This is a genomic window from Flavobacterium gillisiae (genome assembly GCF_900107635.1).
Taxonomy (GTDB): Bacteria; Bacteroidota; Bacteroidia; order Flavobacteriales; family Flavobacteriaceae; genus Flavobacterium; species Flavobacterium gillisiae.
The window spans coordinates 82,673-105,260 of the sequence record NZ_FNRD01000012.1 but is presented as its reverse complement, the minus strand read 5'-3'; the positions used below and the strand labels follow the sequence as shown (position 1 = coordinate 105,260).

Genomic DNA, 22,588 nt, shown 5'->3' with positions numbered 1-22,588 from the left:
TTCTCACCATGGAAAAGATATCGTTTGCGTACATCATCACTGAATTAATGAATAACAAAAATTATATAGTAATGTATATAAAAAAACTATTAGTACCTATTCTTATTTTATCCTGCTTATCTGCTTTTAGTCAGATATCATTTGGAGATTCCCAAAAAATTAATGATAGCTGGAAGTTCATTCTCCAAGATACTCCCGAGGCTATAAATGCGTCTTATAATGATACCAATTGGCAAACCGTTGATATACCTCATGATTGGAGTGTAAAAGGACAATTAAGCCCTACCTTGGCAAGCTGTACAGGTTTTTTGCCAGGCGGTATTGGCTGGTATAGAAAAACAATAAATATTCCTCAAAGTAAGCGAGGTGAAAAAGTATTTTTATATTTTGAAGGCGTTTACAATAGGAGCGAGGTTTATGTTAATGGTCATTCTTTAGGAAAACGTCCTAACGGATACATTTCTTTTGCCTATGATGCTAGTCCTTATATTAAATATGGAGAAAAAAATACGATTGCCGTACGTGTAGATCATAGTAAGAGCGCTGACTCTCGCTGGTATACTGGATCAGGAATTTATCGCAATGTTTGGTTGGTTTATGCTAATCCGGTACACATTGCACAATGGGGCGTTTATGCTAATCCAGAATTAAATAAAACTACGGGAATTTTACATATAGAAGTAGCATTAGAAAATGAGACTGCTTCAAAAGTAAACTTGGAGATAAAAAACGAATTGCTGGATTTGGATGGTAAAGTAGTAGCTAAAAGTTTTAATAAAGTAGTGGTCGCACCAAATAAAGAGAATAAAATTGCCACTAAAATAGAAGTAAAAAATGCTAAATTATGGGATTTAGATAATCCGAATCTTTATCAACTAAGAACTACGGTTTTTAAAAATGGTAAACAAATAGATAAAACCATTACTCAAACAGGTTTTCGTAGTTTTACTTTTGATGCTAACAAGGGTTTTGCTCTTAATGGCAAATGGACGAAAATGAAAGGGGTTTGTTTGCATCATGATTCCGGTGTTTTAGGTTCGGCAATGTATAGGGATGTTTGGAAAGAAAGGTTAAAAACGCTAAAAGAAATAGGTGTAAATGCAATACGTACAAGCCATAATCCACAGGCACCAGACTTTTATGAGCTTTGTGATGAGTTAGGTTTACTTGTTCTAAATGAAGCCTATGATGAATGGGAATTTCCAAAACGTAAATGGCTAGAAGGATGGAATGTAGGAACACCTGGGTTTGAAGGTAATTCTGATATTTTTGATGATTGGTCAGAGAGAGACCTTGAAGATATGGTACGTCGTGATAGAAATCATCTGTCTGTTTTTGCTTGGAGTATTGGTAATGAAGTAGATTATCCAAATGATCCATACTCTCACCCAGTGTTAAATGGTGGTGGTGATTCAGGATTTTCACAAGCTGCTTATGGAGGGTATAAAAAAGAGGCTCCAGATGCTATGCGCCTTGGCGTTATTGCAAAACGGTTAGTAGCTGCGGTTAAAAAATATGATAAATCAAGGCCTACTACTGCAGGACTTGCAGGGGTCACGATGTCAAATGAAACGGCATTCCCAGGGGCTTTAGATATTACTGGTTACAACTATACCGAGAGTAAATACCAATCTGATCATAAAAAATATCCAAACCGAGTGATTTACGGGAGTGAAACGCGTCATGATATAAAAGCATGGTTAGCCGTAAAAAATAATGATCATATTTTTGGACAGTTCTTATGGACAGGGATTGATTATTTGGGTGAATCAGGAAGCTGGCCTTCAAGAGGGTTTTATTCAGGTTTAGTTGATTTTTCGGGAGCTATAAAGCCAAGAGGTTATTTTCGTCAGTCGCTTTGGGCTGATAAACCTATGATACATCTAGGGACCTATGTTTCTAATGGTGAAGATGATCTTTCTATGGATGCATGGCCAACCTGGAATTATGAAGAAGGAAAGATTATAAGAGTTGTTTGTTATACTAATGCTGCAAAAGCTCGTTTAGAATTAAATGGAAAAATCATTGGCGAAGAGAAAAAATACGATGAGAAAACAGGTGTAATTTATTGGGATGTACCTTTTGTAAAAGGAAAATTAGAAGCTGTAGGTTTAGATGTCAATAATAAAGAAGAAAGTCGTTATGCTATTATACAATCTAATCAGCCTTATGCACTTGTGATTAATCAAAGCAATGTAACGATAGATTCACAAAATGAAGTTGCTCAGTTAATGGTTCAGGTTGTCGACAAAGACGGATTAGCGGTGATGTTGAGTGATAACGAAGTGAGATGCACGATAGAAGGTCCAGGCACACTTTTAGGTCTTGAAGCCGGAAATAACAATGACATGACGGATTATACGGATAATATACAACGTGTATTTCACGGACATATTTTGGCCTATATTAAAGCAAAGGGCGAAAAAGGTACCGTTAAAGTTACTTTTGACAGTCCATGGTTAGAGTCGGTATCTACTACAATTTATGTGCTGGAATAGTATTATTTAGGATCAAATTTAAATCGTTTTGTTCAGCCATAATTGAATATAGTATCTTTTTGATACTATATAGTACTTAGAAATATAATTTTAAATCGTTTATAGTATGAAGAAGTTAAAATGTTTCATGGTTTTAGTTTTAATAATGCAGTTAAATAATTCTTTGGCTCAAAAAAAAGGAGTTTTAGAATTTCCAAAATCAGAAGATAATTTGATTTTAACTGCTCCTATAGATAGATGGGATGAGGCAATACCGTTAGGAAATGGCTTACTAGGCGGATTATTATGGGGAGAAAAGAATACGCTTCGTTTATCTTTAGACCGAGGCGATCTATGGGACGAACGCACCAATGGAGAGCCTGAATGGTGGAAAAAACACACCTACGCTAAGGGGGTTGAATTAATAAATGAAAAACAATATGACGTTGTTAGCACTTGGTGGGACACACCATACAACGGAACAACTCCAACAAAATTAGCTGCTGGACGTGTCGAAATTCAATTTCCAGTAGATGAAATATTGAAAGATTTTGAATTGAATCTTGCTTCTGCTGAAGGAATTGCAAGATTTCAATCGAAGAGTATTGTAAAAGTGATCTATAGTGCTACAAAACCAATTGTCCTTATAACTATAAAAGGGACTTCCCCTTCGGCGGTAAATCTTTTAAGTACGATGGATGTATTTAAAAAAGGGAAAGTCGATTCTGAAGAATCTAGCGGAGGAACAACAGAAAAATTAGGCTATCCAGATGCTATAAAAGGGAAATCTAAAAATGCAAGTTGGTATATCCAAACTGCTGCAGAAGGATTAGAATATTGTGTTTATACACAGTCAAAGCAAGTGGGAAATGAAACACTTGTAGCGGTAACTATTGCAACTAGTACAGAAGCCAAAGATGTTCTAAATCTAGCAAAAAGACGCTGTAAATCGGCTTTAGACCAAGGGTATAATGCTGTTTTAGCAAAGCACAAAGGGTGGTGGACAGAGTTCTGGAAAAAATCCAGTGTAAGGGTTCCTGATGCCGCAGTACAAAAACAGTATAATTTGGTTCAATATTTCTATGGAGCTGCTTCAAGGACTAATGCGCCACCAATGCCTCTTCAAGGAGTGTGGACCGCAGATAGTGGTTCATTACCACCATGGAAAGGTGATTATCATAATGATCTAAACACCCAAATGACGTATATGGCCTATCAGGAATCAGGTCGTTTTGAAGAAGGCGCTTCTTATATTAATTACTTATGGAATCGACGTAAAGTTTTTCAAGACTTTGCCAAAGATTTTTATGGTACAAAAGGGTTAGCTTGCCCTGGAGTAATGTCGTATTCTGGTCAGCCATTGGGCGGTTGGGGACAATATAGTTTGTCACCCACGATGAGCGCTTGGAGTGCACATTTGTTTTATTTACACTGGTTGTACACAGCCGATGATAAATTCCTCAAAGAAAAAGCATATCCTTGGAGCTCAGGAGTTGGTGAGTGTATGTTGGGCTTACTTAAACCAGATCAAAATGGAGTATTGAAGTTGCCTCTTTCTTCATCTCCCGAAATTTTTGATTCTAGTCCACAAGCTTGGCTGAAACCTAATAGTAATTACGATTTAATGAGTCTAAAAATGCTATTTCTTTCCTTGAGCGAAATGGCTGCGGCTATTGGTAAAACTTCGGATGTAAAAAGATGGTCAGATGCAGCAACAGCGACGGGTAATTTTCATACTAAAGCCGATGGAACTTTACTGTTAGATGCCATAACCGAGTTGCCTTCAAGTCACAGACATCTTTCTAATATTATAGGAATGTATCCTTTTAATTTGATTACAAAAGAGGGCGGTGAAAAAGATATAATGGTTATCGAAGCTAGCTTGAAAGATTGGGAGAAAAAAGGGACAAGTGCATGGATTGGTTATAGCTTTTCATGGATGAGTTGCATGCAAGCCAGAGTAGGTAATGCAGAGGAAGCCGTTAAAAATTTAGATATTTTTGTAAAAGCATTTGTGTCGCGAAATGGTTTTCATTTGAATGGAGATCAAACTAAAAGTGGTTATTCTAATTCTACCTCTCGCCCTTTCACTTTAGAGGGGAATTTCTTGGCTTCTCAAGCAGTTCAGGAAATGCTTTTGCAAAGTTGGAGTCCCACACCAGGAAAATTAAATTCAGGTATTATTCGAATATTTCCTGCCGTACCCACAAAATGGGGCGATGCTTCATTTACAGATTTGAGAGCAGAAGGTGGGTATAAAGTATCTGCGGCACGAAAAAATAATAAAACATCTTGGTTCAGTATTACAGCAAAAAACGCTGGATTCGTTAGAATAAAAGATGATTTTCAAGGACAAAAACCAAAATGGAACAGCACAAGAGTGCAGTTTAACGATGGAATTTATGAAGTGAATTTAGCTAAAGGTCAAAAACTGGAAGCATTATTTTAGTGGATTAAAAATATATAATGATTTACTTAGTAATTAGATTTTTAAAAACATGAAAAAAACAACAATTTTATCAAGCATTTTCTCGATTTTTTCTTTAATAATTGTAGCACAAGATAAAATGAAGAGTAACGATTGGGAAAATCCAGAATGGGAAAATCCAGAAATTTTTCAGATCAATAGAGAATCACCTAAAGCGACTTTTTATAATTATAATACAGTGGCAGATGCCATTGCGAATAGTAGCTGGAATAAATCCTCTTCCTATAAATCGTTAAACGGTACTTGGGACTTTTACTATTCAGATAATGTACAAGGAAGACCAGCAGATTTCTATAAAAATGATTTCAGTACAAAAGGTTGGGATACTATAAGCGTACCTTCTAATTGGGAACTCAAAGGATTTGGCTTGCCTATTTACACCAATATAGTGTATGTATTTCCTAAAAATCCACCATTCATTCCGCACGATATGAATAATGTAGGAAGTTACAAACGAAAATTTGATGTACCCACTTCTTGGAAAAATAAAGACATCTATTTGCATTTTGGAGGGGTAAGTGGTGCTATGTATGTTTATGTAAATGGTGAAATGGTAGGTTATAATGAAGGGAGTAAAACACCAGCAGAATTTAATATTACCAAATATTTAAAAACAGGCGAAAACCAAATCGCAGTCCAAGTATTGCGTTGGTCAGATGCCAGTTATATGGAAGACCAAGATTTTTGGAGGTTAAGTGGTATCGAACGCGATGTGTACTTAAGAGCCGATAATAAAATTGCAATTGATGATTTTAGAATTGGAAGTGATTTAGTGAATAGTTATAAAGACGGTGCTTTTAAAATAAATGTAGCATTGAAAAACACTACAACTAAATCACAAGATCGTACAGTTGAAGTGAAATTATTTGATGACAGTAAAAAGGAAGTATTGAGCTTTTCTAAAAAAATAAAAGCTACTGCTGGAAACGCAACTGTTTCTTTTGAAGGATTAGTGAAAGATGCAAAATCTTGGACTGCAGAAACGCCTAATTTATATACGGCAATAATTTCATTAAGTGATTTAAAAAATAAAATTGAGCAAGCAACATCCGTAAAAGTAGGGTTTAGAAATATTAAAATTGAAAATACGCAATTCTTAGTTAACGGTAAACCGATTTTAATTAAAGGAGTTAACCTTCACGATCATGATCAAATTAATGGTCACGTGATGAGTGAAGAATTAACGATGAAGGATTTGAAATTAATGAAAGAAAACAACGTGAATGCGATTCGTTGTAGTCATTATCCAAAAAATCCGTTTTTTTATGCACTTTGTGACCAATATGGTTTTTATGTGATTGACGAAGTTAATATCGAAACTCACGGTATGGGAACAACCAACCAAGGTTTAGACAACAACGAAGAAGCAAAAAAAATCCATCCAGCCTATTTACCGCAATGGAAAGGAATGCACATGGATAGAACCATTAGGATGTTTGAAAGAGATAAAAATCATCCCTCTATTGTGATTTGGTCTTTAGGAAATGAAGCAGGAAATGGTGAAAACTTTTTTGCCACGTACAAATGGCTAAAAGAACAGGATGCTACACGACCAGTACAATACGAAGGAGCAACACATTATGCGAATACGGATATTCAAGCACCAATGTACATGTACATCCCTGATATGATTAATTATGCAGAAAACAACCCAAAACGTCCGTTGATTCAATGTGAATACTCACATGCTATGGGTAATAGCCTAGGGAATTTTAAAGATTATTGGGATGTAATTCGTAAATATGATGTCTTGCAAGGTGGTTTTATCTGGGATTGGGTAGATCAAGGTATTTTAGCAAAAACAAAAGACGGAAAAGAATATTGGGGCTATGGAGGCGATTTTGGAGCCAAAAACATTCAAAATGATGAGAATTTCTGTTTAAACGGAATTATAAATGCCGATAGAACACCACATCCAGGATTAGAAGAACTTAAAAAAGTATATCAAAATATTGGTTTTAAAGACGTAAACTTTCAAACAGGAAAAGTGACCATATTCAACGAATATTTCTTTACTAATTTAAATAAGTTCGATATCAGTTGGTTGCTTTTTCAAAACGGAAATGAAATTGCCAAAGGAAATGTTGGGGCAGTAAATGTAGACCCACAATCATCAAAAACAATTGATCTTAAACTACCTAAAATAGATGTAAACGGCGGAGAATATGCACTGCAATTGTTTGCCTCAACAAATACGGGATTGCCACTACTTCCAAAAGGCTTTCAATTAGACAAAGAAGAATTTATCACAGGAACTTTTACACCTGTTTTTATGACAGATTCTAAAGAGGATATTACCGTTTCAAATAACAACGGCAACCTAAAATTTAAATCTAAGGCGGTAGAAGTTACCTTTAATACTAAATCTGGAGAATTAAAAACCTTAGATTATGGTGATGGTAATTTAGTAATTAAAGGTATTCAACCTAATTTCTGGAGAGCTACTACCGATAATGATTTTGGTTTTAAAATGCCACAAGAATTCAAAGTATGGAAAGATGCTTCAGATGGAAGAACATTAATTTCAATTCAAATTAATGATGGTAAAAAAGATATTGATTTAAATACAATGAAAAAGGATTTAAAGGTAAAAAACACAGCAGTGACGCTACAAGTATTGTATCAATTACCAAATGATATTGCTAAAATCCAAATTAATTATAAAATTGAACCTTCGGGACAAATAATGGTTGAAAATTCACTTATTGATGTTAAAAAAGATTTATCAAATATGCCTCGTTTTGGAAATAATTTCATCATAAAAAAGGAGTATGACATTGTAAATTGGTACGGAAGAGGACCACAAGAAAATTATCAAGATAGAAATTCAGCTGCTTTTATAGGGAATTACAAGGCAGATGTGAAAGATTTGTATTTTGCTTATGCTCGTCCGCAAGAGAACGGTTATAAAACAGATGTTCGTTGGGTAACATTCACAAATAAAAGTGGAAAAGGGATTAAAATTGAAGGCTCTAAGTTGGTAAGTTTTAGCGCGCATCATCAATACAATTCTGATTTTGATGCAGGTGAAAAAAAGATGCAAACGCATATGTCTGATATAGGAACTAGAAATTTAGTAAACATTAATATCGATAATAGACAAATGGGTGTTGGTGGTGATACCAGTTGGGGAGCTAAACCATTAGACATTTATCAGATAAAGCCAGCCGATATGAGTTATAGCTATTCGATAATGCCAATTAAGTAAATTTTCAAAGGGACAAGGTTATAAAGTTTAAAAAATATCCGGCATTGATTTTAAGTTTTTATACTAAATAATTTTCTCGTAAAGTGGAGAATCTATATAGATTTAATTTGTTTTTTACATAAAGTTTTAAAAAAATTATTTTTTAAAAAAGGAAGTCGTCCGCAAGAGATAATTATCAGGCATATGTTACAGCTGATCGTGATATGTACGATATAAGGAAGAAAATAGATCCGTTAAAAGTGCTAGTGGTTTTTAGCATGTAATGTCAGGTATATTAAGTATTTATACATACGAACAAGATCCTGTGGAATTGAAGAAATTTGTTAAAAATATTAAAATCGGCAATGATAAGAATCAATTTTTTAGGAATGGTTGGAATTGATATGGAGAGGTTAAAAATTATAATTTAACGTATGGATGGAGACCTTGTCTTGTAGATGAATGCGGAGGTGCTTATTGGTAATTTTATTTCACAAATAAGCCATAAAAAATAGCATGAATAGTGGGCAAAGGGATTATGGTAAAAGGGTATTGAAGGTTGTGAATAACATCGCAGATCTTACAAAAGTTCTAACCGATAACCCAAATGTTATAGGGTTTACTTAAACTTAACTGACAGATGTATTTCATGAAATCAGTGGAATATATACTTTCGATCGTTAACTTAAATCTTTAAATGATAAAATTAAAAGAGCGTTTACACAACGTACATAGATTGAGGAAATTTTTTTGAGAATGATGCTTACATAATATCCGACAAGAATCTAGTAAAAGTGTTAGTAAAAATAGTTAAATAATAATATGATTTATTGTAATATATGAAAAATTCTAGAAGTATTCTTTGGTTAGTTTTATTTATAGTATCATTTAACACAGTGATTGCTAGTGTTGGAGATGGTTCATTAAAAGATACAAATATTCAGTATATCGGTCGTTGGGACAAGAGTAATGCAACAGTGTTTCATAGTTATTGGGGAGGAGCTTATTTTAAGGTTTTATTTACAGGGAAAACAGTTCAGATAAAATTGGCTAGTGCTGTAAATATTTACGTGAGTATTGATGGAAAAGAGGATGTGAAATACACTGAAGCGAATGGAATCGTAAATCTTACTTTAAGTGATTTAGAAGGTGAAAACCACACTTTGCGTGTAGCAGCTAATTATACTGGAGATGAAATTCAATTTCAGGGATTACTTTTGGATAAAGGAGGGAAAACACTTAAACAGCCCAAAAAAGAAATTATAGAATTTATAGGCAATTCTATTACTTCTGGGCAAACAACAACAAAAAATAATTTATCCTCTTTTGCTTGGCTGACTGGGGAATCCCTAGATGTTGATCATACTCAAATATCTCAGCCAGGGATTACATTGGTAGATGGTTATCGTTACGATGCTAATTGGGCACCAAAACATGGACAAAGTGTTCAATACTTTTTACTAAAACAACCCAATAATGAAGAAAATCCTTTTTGGAATTTTAAAACCTATACTCCAAAATTAATAGTTATCAATCTAGGTACCAATGACCATAATCTTAGAGTACCAAATGATGTTTTTCAAAAAACGTATGTTGATTTTTTAGCCAATGTAAGGAGCAAATTCCCAAGCTGTGAAATAGTTGTACTTCAGACTTTTGGAGGGTTTTATACTGAAGAAACTGAAACTGCAGTTAAGCAACATATAGACAAAGGCGAAACTAAAATGCATTACATCAGCACTGAGGGATGGGTATCAAAGGACGTAGATTTACCTGATGGAACGCATCCCAATGATGAAGGTCATGTAAAGATTGCAAAAAAACTGAAGATTATTTTGAGAGAATATCTAGTTAAGTAGTAAAATGAATTTCTATCAAAGTATAATAAAAGTAAGTATAAAAAAATAAATCAAATTATGAAAAAAAATCTAGCGCTACTTTTAATTATCTGTAGTTTTTGTGCCAATGCCAATGTGCGATTACCACTATTATTTTCTGACGGAATGGTTTTGCAAAGAAATAAACCTATTCCTGTTTGGGGTTGGGCGGATGCCAATGAAAAAATTGAAATCCATTTTAACAAACAAACTAAAACTATAAAAGCGGATAAGAACGGGAAGTGGTCGGTGAAATTAGATGCCGAAATTGCTGGCGGACCGTTTGAATTATCTTTAAAAGGAAAAAACAAGATTGTCATCAAAAACGTTTTGGTTGGTGAAGTTTGGATTTGCAGTGGACAATCTAACATGGAGCTTACAGTAAAACAAGCGCAGAATTTTGAATCTGAAAGAAACGATGCCAATTATCCGATGATCCATCATTTTAAGGTGGAGAATGATATGAGTACCACTCCAAAAGAATACATTAAATCTGGAAAATGGGAAGTTTGTAATAAATCAACAGTGGGAGATTTTACAGGAGTAGGTTATTTTTTTGCTAAAAAACTATATCAAGAACTTAAAATTCCAATAGGAATTATTCATAGTTCTTGGGGAGGTACCATGGTAGAGACTTGGACGAGTCGTGAAGCTTTTGAGAATAGTTCGGAATTTAAAGCAATGATTTCAGGAATGCCTTATTTTAATATAGATACCATTGCTAAGTCACTAAGCAAGTCAATAGAGGATCGAATAGAAAAATTACAAAATGGCAAAGTAAGTCAAGTAAATGAAAAGGAGTATTTAGAACCATCCTATAGTGATAGTAATTGGTTAGAGATGAATGTTCCTGACTTATGGGAAAATCAAGGAGTAGGTCAATTAGATGGGGTAGTTTGGATGCGAAAAACAATTGTGTTATCTGGAATTGATGTACAAAAGGGAGCTTTTTTAAAATTAGCGAAAATTGATGACGAAGACATTACCTATGTGAATGGTGTTGAAATAGGTAGAAATAATATGTATAATGTCAAAAGAGAATACACCATTCCAGCAGGACTTTTAAAAGAAGGTAAAAACACAATAGCCGTAAGAGTGGTTGACAATGCTGGAGGTGGAGGAATTTACGGAGAAGGCTCAGATTTAAAATTGATTACTGATATTAATACCATTCCATTAGATGGAAAATGGAAATATAAAGTAGTTAAAGTTGTTAGTAGTTTAGGCCCTAATAGTTACCCAACACTTTTGTACAATGCCATGATAAGTCCATTGATTCCTTATGCTTTTCAGGGGGTTTTATGGTATCAAGGTGAATCGAATGCAGATAGAGCATTTCAGTATAGAAAAGCATTTCCTTTACTGATTTCGGACTGGAGACAAAAATGGAATCAAGGTGATTTTCCTTTTTACTTTGTACAGTTAGCCAGTTTTAATGCGTTTGATGGCAATAGTGCCAAAGGAAGTAAATGGGCGGAATTGCGTGAAGCGCAAACGGCAACTTTGCAATTACCCAATACTGGTATGGCCGTAACTACTGATATTGGAAATCCCATGGACATTCATCCAACAAACAAACAGGATGTAGGGAATCGTTTATCAGCCATTGCGTTAAATACTATTTATAATAAAAAGAGGGTTTTTAGCGGACCAGTTTATAAGTCCATGAAAACAGAAGGAAATCAAGCGACATTAACCTTTGAAAATATTGGAAGTGGATTGTCTACAACAGATAAATATGGATTTATTAAAGGTTTTGAAGTTGCAGGAGCAGATAAAATATTTTATTACGCAACAGCTTATATTAAGAATAATACAGTAATTGTTTTTAGTGATAAAGTTAAAAACCCGGTTGCTGTTCGTTTTGGCTGGGCAGATGATGCAAGTGATGATAATCTTTATAACAAGGAAGACTTCCCTGCGGCACCTTTCAGAACAGATGATTGGGAAATAATAACATCAAGTCAAAAATACAGATTGTAAGTAAGAGCTTGAATTGCTAAATTCCTATAGGAGGTTTCGTAACACTTGAAGTAAATCTAAAAAGTATAGTTTGAGTTTAGTTAGTTTGAAAGGGCGATTACATTTAATTATGGGCCGCCTTTTTTTGTTTAGCTAATTTATTTTTAAATAAGATGCAACTCGTCTATTACTGTTCTTTGTAAATTTATTTTCTTAGAAAATTATTACTACTATAAACGGCCCGAAAAAAGTCGAGCCAGATACTTTTGTCAATTGGAACGCCAGTGAAAAGATCTTCATTTCTGGATTATTAAAAGGGAAAATTAATAGGTTGTAGTTTAGGAATCGGCAAGAAGTAAAATTTTAGAGTTTGTAGAGATAACATGGGGATACAACAGATATAGTTACTTAGAGTTCTTGATGAGTTTATAGAGCACTTATCTGTGTAACAATTTTAACAATATTGCAATATTTACATTAAACATTTATAAATAGTTTTCAACTGAATAAATTTATTTTTTTATGTCCAGTAAGTACAAGAAAATGATCACGAAGGCACTGTTTTTATATTTACCGTTTTTTGTATTGTTATTTTCGGCGAATATGTTTCCCCAAAAAATTATTACTACTCTAGGCGGCTCCAGAAAAGTCGAGCTAGATACTCTTTCTCATTGGGTCAAAAAAAACCGAATTGGATTTGACATCTCTGAAATAGCTTTTGTCAATTGGAATGCGGGTGGAAACAGCTCGGTTTCAGGGTTAATAAAGGCAAGATTTAACAGGACTTATACTAAAGATAAGTACAGTTGGACAAATGAATTAATAGTACGTTATGGCTTGAATAAACAGGATGGAATTGAGTTGCGAAAAACAGAAGATGCGATGCAGCTAAATTCTACTTTAGGCTATCGTAAAGATACATTATCGAACTGGTACCATACTGCAAAATTTAATTTTTGGACTCAATTCACTGATGGATTTGCATATCCAAATAAGGAAATGTCCATATCAAGACCATTTGCACCCGCTTATATTTTTTTAGGAATTGGGGCGGAATATGCCACAAAAGACAAACATAAATTACTTTATCTATCGCCTTTCACATCAAAAACAACAATGGTATTAGATCAAATATTAGCTAATCAAGGTTCTTTTGGTGTTAAAAAAGCAATATATGATTTGAATAGAAACTTGATTGCTGAAGGAGAGAAGTCAAAAGTGGAACTTGGTTTTCTATTAACGGGTTTTTATAAAAAAGAAATCGTCAAAAACATCATTATTGAAAACAGAATTAGTTTGTATTCGGATTATATAAATAAATTTGGCAACATTGATGTCGATAATGACCTTTCATTAGAATTAGTGGTAAACGAACATGTAAAAACAAACATTGGAATTCATATTATCTATGATGATGACATAAAAGCCAAAGAAGAAGTAAACGGAGAGCAAGTCACCGTTGGTCCAAAACTACAGTTAAAACAAGTTTTAGGATTGGGAATTGTTTATGATTTCTAATTAATACCTTTTATTTCTAGCGATAGTTTCAAAAAAACTAGTGCTGGACATGCTAACTTAGCCCGCAGATGGAGTTAAGAATAAAATCTTAGTTCGTAATTTATGAAACAGATGCACAAGGTTTACGACCGAGCTTTTATGGAGAAAGTTGTATGATTGAGTTATGAAAGAAATAAATCATCGTTAGCTCGTTAGCTAAGAATTACTGCGTCACAGTAATACAAATATAGAAAAGAGGTCCAAGAGTTTGGGGCAGGAAGCTTTCCAGGTAATGGCAGGCTAAAGCATACTCCAAAACAGGAACAAATAGCTGAACTTGAAAGAAAACTTAGGTATGCGGATTTAGAACTTGACATATTAGAAAAAGCAATAGGTGTCTTTTGGAAGAACGGACGATGATTTATACTTTCATCAAAAACAATGAAAAGATATGTCAGGTATTATAAGGTGGTCGAAGTAGTTATTATGATTGGAAAACTCAGCGTGTTTGAGAGAGAAAAACAAAGAGTTATTATTATAAAAGAAAAATTAACTTCTATTTATTTCGAATCAAAACAGCGTTATGGTGGACCTATAAAAAAGGCTGAGTTAAATTTTACAGGAACAAAAGTATTTAGGATTACAATGGTTAGATATATTAATAAACTAGGTTTGAGAATCAGATTAACTATTAAATTTAGGATTGCAACGAATTCAACACATCATTATTTGGTAGTTCCAAATGTATTAGATAGAGCATTTTTAGTCGCTGACCCAGCAAAAGCGTGGGTTTCTGATAGTACTTATATCCATACCAAAGAAGGGTTTTTGTATTTAACAACCGTTCTGGATTTGTATGATAGAAAAATTATAGGATGGAGTTTAAGTGATGGAATGAATACTGAAGAGACTGCAATAGCGGCATTGAAAATGGCTGTTACCGATAGAACTCCTGAAAAAGGATTGATTTTTCACTCTGACAGAGGCATCCAATATGCTTGTAAAAGAAGGGACGACTAATTTAGGCACACGAAGAATTTAGAATAAAGCCAGTTGATTTATCTTAAACATATACTATAAAAGCAATTAAATAAAATTATGGCAAAGCCTTTAATGAGAAATGTTTATTGTTAATTCAAGCTACAGATGAAGCTACAGTTATTGAGGTGAAAGCAATATCTGAAAAACGTAAGACTTCGATCGTAAAAATAATTATAAATTAATTAAAAAATTATGAAGTATCTATTTTTATCAAGTATTTTAGTATTTACAAGTAGTCTTTTTGCACAAACTGATCTACTGAGTAAAAGAATCAGTATTTTAAAAAGTTATGACCAAAATCATTTGCATCGAATTGCTTTGCCCTTGGGAGGTATAGGAACTGGAACTTTTTCTTTAGGAGGTTCTGGTGAATTGAGAGATTGGGAAGTAATGAATGTTCCCGCAAAAGGATACAGTACCGTTACCACAGGTAACGACGCGCCTTTTTTTGCCATATACACCAAGAAAAAAAATGAACATTCCAAAACAAAAGCACTTTTAGGTCCTATTGATCCTGCCGACTATCAGCACTACGAAGGAAGATCTGTCAATCATCATGGTTTACCTCGGTTTAGAAATGCCTCCTTCGAATCTACCTATCCGTTTGGAATTGTAAATCTATCTGATAAAACCATGCCAGTAAACGTGAAGGTGGTAGGATACAATCCTTTTATTCCAGCAGATGCTGATGCTTCTGGAATTCCGATTGGAATACTAAAATATGAAGTAGAAAACACAAGTAATGAAGAAATCGAAGTTTCTATTTCAGGAAATATTCGAAATTTTATAGGGAAAGATGGCAGTAAGCATACCTCCGATTGGAAAGGTGATTTTATACCAATTGGAGAGAAAAATAACAAAAATGAATATAAATCAACTGAAAAAGTTCAAGGCATTTATATGTACTCGGAAGGTGTAGATAAAGATGATGCCGCTTGGGGAACTTTCGCGCTTTCGACACCAAATGAGAAAGAAGGAAAAATTAGCTATAGAACAAGCAGTACTAAAAATGATTGGTCCAACGCAATACTTAATTTTTGGGATGACTTTAGTGAAGATGGTTTGTTAATTGAAAAGGATGAACAGAAAGACTTAGATCCAATGGCTTCTTTAGCTGTATTTAAAACATTGAAAGCTGGCGAAACCAAAAGTTTTACATTTTACCTCACTTGGCATTTTCCTAACCGATATGCTTGGTCAGCAGAGAAACTTCGCAACTATTATACAACTCAATACACTGATGCTTGGGATGTGATTGAAAAAGAAGTTGACCGACTTCCGGAATTAACGGAAAAGACGCTCACTTTTGTTAACTCCTTGCTTAGCAGTACCTATCCACAGGAAATAAAAGAGTCCGCGCTATTTAACCTTAGTACTTTGCGATCTCAAACTGTGTTTCGTATTGAAGATGGCAAAATGTTTGGTTGGGAAGGTGTAATGGATCGAAAAGGATCGTGTTTTGGATCTTGTACTCATGTTTGGAATTATGAACAAGCTACCCCGTTTCTTTTTAATGAATTGGCCAGAACCATGCGCGAAGTAGAATTTGAATATGCCGCAGGAGAAGATGGTCATATGGGCTTTAGAACCAAACTTCCTTTAGAAAAAGAGATGTCAGGGATTGAATTGGCTGCTGCAGACGGACAAATGGGAACTATCATGAAATTTTATCGTGATTGGCAATTGTCGGGTGATTCAGAATTCTTAAAGAAACATTGGACAAAAATAAAAGCTGTATTGGCTTATGCCTGGATAGAAAATGGTTGGGATGGTAATGTAGATGGTGTGATGGAAGGTGTGCAGCATAACACCATGGACGTGGAATATTATGGGCCAAATCCACAAATGCAACTGTGGTATTTGGGCGCCCTAAAAGCGGCTGAAAAAATGGCCTTACACATGAATGATAAATCCTTCGCTAAGAAATGTAAAAAATTATTTGAGTATGGATCTGAATGGACAGATGCCAATCTATTTAACGGAGAATACTACGTACATAAAATACAAGTACCCGAAAGCAAAGATGCAATCGCAAAAGGCTTGGTGGGAGATGATCGTTTAAAACATCTTGATTTAGAAGATCCCTACTACCAATTGGAAACGGGTTGCTTAGTAGATCAGTTAGTGGGACAATACATGGCTCATGTATTAGGCTTGGGGTATTTGGTAAAAGAAGAAAACGTAAAAACTGCCTTACAAAGTATTCTAAAATACAACAAAAGAGAAAGCATGTTTGAGCATTTTAACAATATGCGTTCCTATGCTATGGGAGATGAAAAGGCTTTGCTAATGGCCAGCTGGCCGAATGGAGGGCGCCCGAAAATCCCATTTCCGTACTGGTCAGAAGTTATGACGGGTTTTGAATACACAGCAGGAATAGGTATGCTATATGAGGGTATGGAACAGAAAGGTTTAGAAACTATAAAAAACATAAGAGATCGCTATGATGGACAACGTAGAAATCCTTTTGACGAAGCTGAATGTGGTCATCATTATGCACGTGCCATGGCTTCTTGGGCAGGGATTATTGCAGAAAGTGGATTCCTTTATTCAGCAGTGGATAGATCCATCAAATTCACCGATAAACCCGGTAACTATTTTTGGTCAAATGGCAGCGCCTGGGGGATGTGTGAGATAACGAAAGATGGAGATGATTATAAGGTCACCCTTGAAGTGCTTCATGGACAAGTAGCATTAAATACATTTCAATTAGGAAAGTATAAAGTGCATACTTTCAAAAAGACCAATTTAATTGGTGAAGGTGTAAGTGCAGCGTTTAAGTATAAAATTATGAACAAATGAAAAATTTTAAATTAACTGTAACCGTAGTAGCGTTATTTATTAGCATCCTAATATGTACAGCATAGTCATTATTAAAAATATTTTGATATATGAGCCGACATTGTAAAATAAATTAATTAATTAAATAAATGAGAAAATCAAATTTAAAACTTATCCTTGTAACAGCTTTACTTATAGTTGGGTTATTTAGTTGTAAAGATAAAGGCGAGGATAGTTCAATTTCTGAAACAGCTTTAACACCCAACGAATCCAGAAGTTTGGTAGTGGATTTTAAAGAAACAGGAGTTAAAATTCAGCCAACTATGTATGGAATATTCTTTGAGGACATCAATTTTGCCGCTGATGGTGGTTTGTACGCCGAAATGATAAAGAACCGTTCATTCGAGTTCCCGCAACCAAAAACAGGATGGCTACAACCAAATAGCGACATCCATAAGTTTAATAAAGAGTCTGGAATTTTGAGCATTGTAAAAAATTCAGAGGAGAATAGCAATCATAACTATGCAAGTGTAAAAGTTAATGGTTCTAAATATGAGTTAATTAACGAAGGGTTTAGAAGTATGGGTATAAAAATAGATGCCAAATACAACTTGACTATAGATGCTGCAAAACAGCGTGGAAACATTAAAAAAATAAAATTCCAATTTATAGAAGAAACAGGAGCTGTAGTTGGTGAAACATCAATCTCAGTAGATCATAGTGGCTGGAAAAACTACCAAGCACAATTAATTGCAACAAAAACGGTTTTGAAAGCAAAACTGAAAATTACCTTTGAGGGCTCGGGTGTAATTAATTTAGATATGATTTCGTTATTTCCTGAAGACACCTGGAAAGGTAGAAAGAAAGGACTCCGTAAAGATATTGTTGAGTTATTGGATGGAATGAATCCAGGGTTTTTAAGGTTTCCGGGCGGTTGTATCGTAGAAGGTACAGCGTTGGATAAACGATACCAATGGAAAAAAACAATTGGAAATATTGAAGATAGAGAACTATTGATAAACCTATGGAATACCAATTTTAAACACAGACCAGCTCCTGATTATTACCAAAGTTTCGGTATCGGTTTCTTTGAATATTTTCAATTATCTGAAGATCTAGGTGCAACTCCTTTGCCAATTCTAAGTTGTGGAGTAGCTTGTCAATTCATCACGGGCGAATTAGTCCCATTGGATCAATTAGAACCTTATGTACAAGACGCTCTTGATTTAATTGAATTTGCTAACGGGAGTGTTACAAGTCAATGGGGTAAAATAAGAGCAGGTATGGGACACCCAGAGCCTTTTAACATGAAATATATAGGGATTGGAAACGAGCAATGGGGGCCAGCCTATATAGAGCGATACAAAGTTTTTGAAAAATCAATTAAGTCTAGATATCCAGAAATTGTAATTGTTTCCGGAAGTGGACCATTCCCAGAAGGTGACTATTTTGATTATGGCTGGGAAGAACTAAAGAAATTAAATGTAGAAATTGTTGATGAGCATTACTATGCAGCACCAAATTGGTTTAGAGAAAATGCCACTAGATATGACAATTATGATAGAAAAGGACCAAAAGTTTTTGCTGGAGAATATGCGGCGCAAAGTATAGGAACCACAAGCCCAGAGAATAAAAACAACTGGGAATGTGCTTTGTCTGAGGCGGCATTTATGACAGGCTTAGAACGTAATGCAGAAGTGGTAACGTTAACATCTTATGCGCCTTTAATGGCACATGCTGATGGTTGGCAATGGACACCAGATTTAATTTGGTTTAATAATTTACAGTCTTACGGAACACCAAGTTATTATGTTCAAAAATTATATGCAAATAATCCAGGAACCGATTTGTTAGCAATAACCGAGGATGGTAAACCCTTAACAGGGCAGCATGATTTATATGCATCAGCTGTAAAAGATATAAATACAAATGAACTCATCATCAAAGCCGTAAATACAAGTAAAGGAAAACAGACTTTAGTTATTTCATTAAAAGGAGCTTCTATAAATAGAAAAGGAATTATTACATCTTTAAAAAATGATGATTTAGCTTCAGAAAATTCTTTTGATAATCCTCAGAATATTGGGTTAAAAACAATAGACTTTGAAATTAAAGGAGGAGAAATAAAGATTGAATTACCAAGTCAATCTATGAATGTTATAAAAGTAAAAATATAAGTTTCACCATAAAACTTATATTGAAACCGACATTGTACCAAAAACGGTGTAAGTATTAAAAAATGATTTGGTTTAGTAATAAATCCAAATCATTTTTTTATATTTTCTACAGTTATTAAAACGAGCGATGTATTTACAAATTAGTTTTTAAACAAATTGGATTCAACGTTCTAACGCAACAAAGTGTTTTAGTTTGTTGATTTTACTAAGTTACAATTTTTAGTTCATGTTGCATTATTTCTTTAGGGGTTTTATAAGCTATAATTTTTAGTCAACCTATTTCAGGAAAGTACAGTCTTTCTAATGTTGCCTAATGATATGCATGAGTTTAGTTGGGGATTCCGAAGCACTTTCCTTTCAAGCCGTACCGCCTTTTAATTTAAGTACAACCCTTTAAAATTAGTGCTTCTGCCGCAATTAAATTTATGCCATGTTGGACACAGTTTTTATTTCATTTGAATTCATTCCTCCATAATTATCTGCACCGGACCTAACAGACCAGAACTTGACAGCTCAGATTCTTTAGTAAAATAATTCCAGGTTGTAAAACAATACCTGTTTTTTGATGGGCGGGGTTGTTTTTTTAAAAACCATTCAGGAAATTCTTTTAAATATTTTCCATTGTCAATATGACCCGGCAACCAATTAGAATCAGATGGCTCTTGTTCATCTCCAATTAGACGGTTTGCCCATACATTGGTGACTTCAATAACTAATTTATTATGCGAATTTTTTAATATTTCATGCGGTAGTTGAATTTGCCAGGGGGCAGTCCACACAACTCCTAAATCTTTTCCATTCAAGATTACACGGGCGATATTTTTAACAACGCCTAAATCAAGAAATATTGGGAAAACTGTTTGTTTAAATTCTTTAGCGGTTAGGTCGAAAGTTTTGGTATAAACAGCTGTTCCACTATAATATTTAATGCCTTTGTTATGATTATTTATCCAATCTTGTAAATCATCAAATACTACTTGTTTTGCTGGGCCACCCCATGCACTGTCAAATTGCACTTGCCAGGCTCCTTCTAATGTGGTTAATAGTGTAGTTGAAGGGAAGTCATTTTTTTTACTTAAAACAGAGCTAGTCTGTTTTTTTCGAAAAACAATAAAAAAACTTTGTGCTTTATCAAATGGTATTGTCACTGAAGTTGAGCCATTTTTATCAACAAATTGAAAAAGGTCTTTCATGGTTGCTGTTACAGGATTCCACAGTTCTGGTTGCATCCCTGACACTTTGAAAGTACATGTTGCTGTTCCAGTATTTCTTGAAGTATTGGCAATGAAATAAATATTAGTATTGCCTTCCTTCCGATGAATAGAATTTACGGTGATACTATCCTTAGTACTAATTATCAGATCATTTTCAACAGGTTTAGCTATTCTCCCCCATTGCAACAATGCCTGACACCGCTGCCAATATTTTACCATTGCCTTACCAGGCTCCCACCAGGTTTGAGTGCGATCAAAGTGTGTTCCCCAACGACCCATTGTAGCTGCAGGTTTGTATTTATCGTCCCATGCCTGATGAACAAAGCGGTGTAAAACCAAATTGTTTACGCCCGCACAAAAGGCTGCATCACCAATGGGTTTTAGCCATTCAGGCGTTTCATTCCATTTGCTATCACTGGGTTGGCCTGTAAATGCTTCAGCTTCAATAATATTTTGCCCGGATTTTCTTAATGCAGCCACGGTTGGATCAAGTTCATAAGGGGCGTACTCTCCATCATTTGTCCAAAATTCGGTCATCACATTATGTATCAAAGGCATTATTTCGTTCTGTCGCCAAGGGCCACCGTATGGTTCACATAAAAATGTAAGGCCATTTTCTTTTAATTTTTTTGATAGCGTGGTAAAGTAGATGTCTTTATGTAAGTCTTTTATAGTTGCATTAAAATCATCTTTGAGTTTTACTGAGTCTTCATGGCTGTTAATCGTACGACCAGCAAATATGGGTAGATATGGAAGAAGGTTGTAACCTCTTCGTTCTGAAAATTCTTCACTCATTTTGGGCGTCCAGGAAGGATCGCCTGCTTCATAACTATCAAAATGCACATGCGTAAATCCAGTGCCGATTAAATCCCCCAAATGTTTTTTTATCTCTGTAATAACATGATTGATATGAAAAGAAACTGCAGCTTCACTCATTTTATCACATTCCAAGCCAGTGGCTTTCCATTGAGCAGGTTGTATATAAGTGCCTGTAGTAGTATGCCCAAACCTATAGATAATCCATTCGCCAGGGGGTGCAGTCCAATCCAATTCACCATTGGGTAGCATAAATTTTGAAATATCTATAACACTTTCCAAAGGCACAATGCCTGTTGCAGGAAGTGCCAACACACAAATATCTTTATAGAAAGTTTTCCTGGCCGCTACTTCCGGAATTTCTACCAAACCATTGTCACCATTGTAGATGGGATAAGGAGTATGACCTATTGGATTTACTTCAGGTTTTTTCAATTGTATCCTAGTGTTAGTATTGCCCGTTATTTTTGTTTCGCTGAAACAAATTTCCTGCATCGATAATTCAGGTGATATCCAGGGGCCACCACTTGATTCATAGCCCGGGCCATTGAACATACCAAAGTCCATGCCTAAGCGCTTTGATTCTTCGGCTGCATACCGAACGAGTTTCCACCAGGGTTCAGTCCATGAAATAAATTCAGGAGTTGGGCTATTTTTAATTTCGCCAGCCCATGGAGTTGTTATATCAGCAAGACTAAACATGGTGGTTCTGTTAAATCCTGCTTTTTTCAATGCCTCCAAGTCTTTCGTAATGCCTTCTTTGCTCAAATTTGATCCCATCCACATCCATAAAACTCCTGGTTTTGCGCTTTCAGGTGGATTTAGAAAAGCCTTGGCCGGATCAGTTATAGTTCTCGTAAGGCTATCATTAAAACCTTGTGCATGAAGTGAAGTAACTATTAAAACAGTAAAACAAGTGATAATAAAAGTAATTTTTCTCATAGGATATTTATTTATAATTCTTCGTTTTGTATTTGAGTACTTGGATTCAACGTTCTAACGCAACAAAGTATTTTAGTTTTTTGATTTCTGTATTATACTGGTATATGTTGATTAGTAATAAAAAATACA

At 34.7% G+C, this 22,588-nt stretch carries 10 protein-coding genes; 9 read left to right on the top strand and 1 reads right to left on the bottom strand.

Annotated features, from left to right (window positions below; translation table 11 throughout):
• The first annotated feature begins 8 nt into the window (after positions 1-8).
• From BLV35_RS15445 to BLV35_RS15405, 9 genes are all read left to right on the top strand, one after another.
• Positions 9-2,498 carry a glycoside hydrolase family 2 TIM barrel-domain containing protein gene (locus tag BLV35_RS15445; RefSeq protein WP_245712085.1) on the top strand — a complete coding sequence of 830 codons (2,490 nt, stop codon included), beginning with the start codon at positions 9-11 and terminating at the stop codon, positions 2,496-2,498.
• Positions 2,499-2,604: 106 nt separating this feature from the next.
• Positions 2,605-4,926: a glycosyl hydrolase family 95 catalytic domain-containing protein gene (locus BLV35_RS15440; protein WP_091092279.1), complete on the top strand. Its 2,322-nt coding sequence runs from the start codon at positions 2,605-2,607 to the stop codon at positions 4,924-4,926.
• 49 nt (positions 4,927-4,975) lie between these two features.
• The gene (locus BLV35_RS15435; protein ID WP_091092276.1) at positions 4,976-8,173 is read left to right on the top strand and encodes a beta-galactosidase, LacZ type; all 3,198 of its coding nucleotides are present in this window, start codon (positions 4,976-4,978) and stop codon (positions 8,171-8,173) included.
• Positions 8,174-8,991: 818 nt separating this feature from the next.
• A complete protein-coding gene (locus BLV35_RS15430; protein WP_091092273.1) occupies positions 8,992-10,011 on the top strand; it encodes an SGNH/GDSL hydrolase family protein in 1,020 nt (339 codons plus the stop codon).
• Between the two features lie 57 nt (positions 10,012-10,068).
• Positions 10,069-12,012 (top strand): sialate O-acetylesterase, encoded by a 1,944-nt coding sequence (locus BLV35_RS15425; RefSeq protein WP_091092271.1) that lies wholly within the window; start codon positions 10,069-10,071, stop codon positions 12,010-12,012.
• 501 nt (positions 12,013-12,513) lie between these two features.
• Positions 12,514-13,509, top strand: coding sequence for a DUF3078 domain-containing protein (locus BLV35_RS15420; RefSeq protein ID WP_317040181.1), 996 nt, complete (start codon positions 12,514-12,516; stop codon positions 13,507-13,509).
• Positions 13,510-13,929: 420 nt separating this feature from the next.
• Positions 13,930-14,508 carry a DDE-type integrase/transposase/recombinase gene (locus BLV35_RS15415; RefSeq protein WP_091092269.1) on the top strand — a complete coding sequence of 193 codons (579 nt, stop codon included), beginning with the start codon at positions 13,930-13,932 and terminating at the stop codon, positions 14,506-14,508.
• A gap of 213 nt (positions 14,509-14,721) precedes the next feature.
• Positions 14,722-17,331, top strand: a complete 2,610-nt coding sequence (locus BLV35_RS15410; protein WP_091092266.1) for a GH116 family glycosyl-hydrolase — start codon at positions 14,722-14,724, stop codon at positions 17,329-17,331.
• Between the two features lie 128 nt (positions 17,332-17,459).
• Complete coding sequence (locus BLV35_RS15405) at positions 17,460-19,487, top strand: alpha-L-arabinofuranosidase C-terminal domain-containing protein (RefSeq protein ID WP_091092263.1); 2,028 nt, start codon at positions 17,460-17,462, stop codon at positions 19,485-19,487.
• Between the two features lie 461 nt (positions 19,488-19,948).
• On the opposite strand, the gene BLV35_RS15400 is transcribed toward BLV35_RS15405, so the two are convergent.
• Complete coding sequence (locus BLV35_RS15400; RefSeq protein WP_091092260.1) at positions 19,949-22,459, bottom strand: glycosyl hydrolase; 2,511 nt, start codon at positions 22,457-22,459, stop codon at positions 19,949-19,951.
• Positions 22,460-22,588 lie beyond the last annotated feature (129 nt).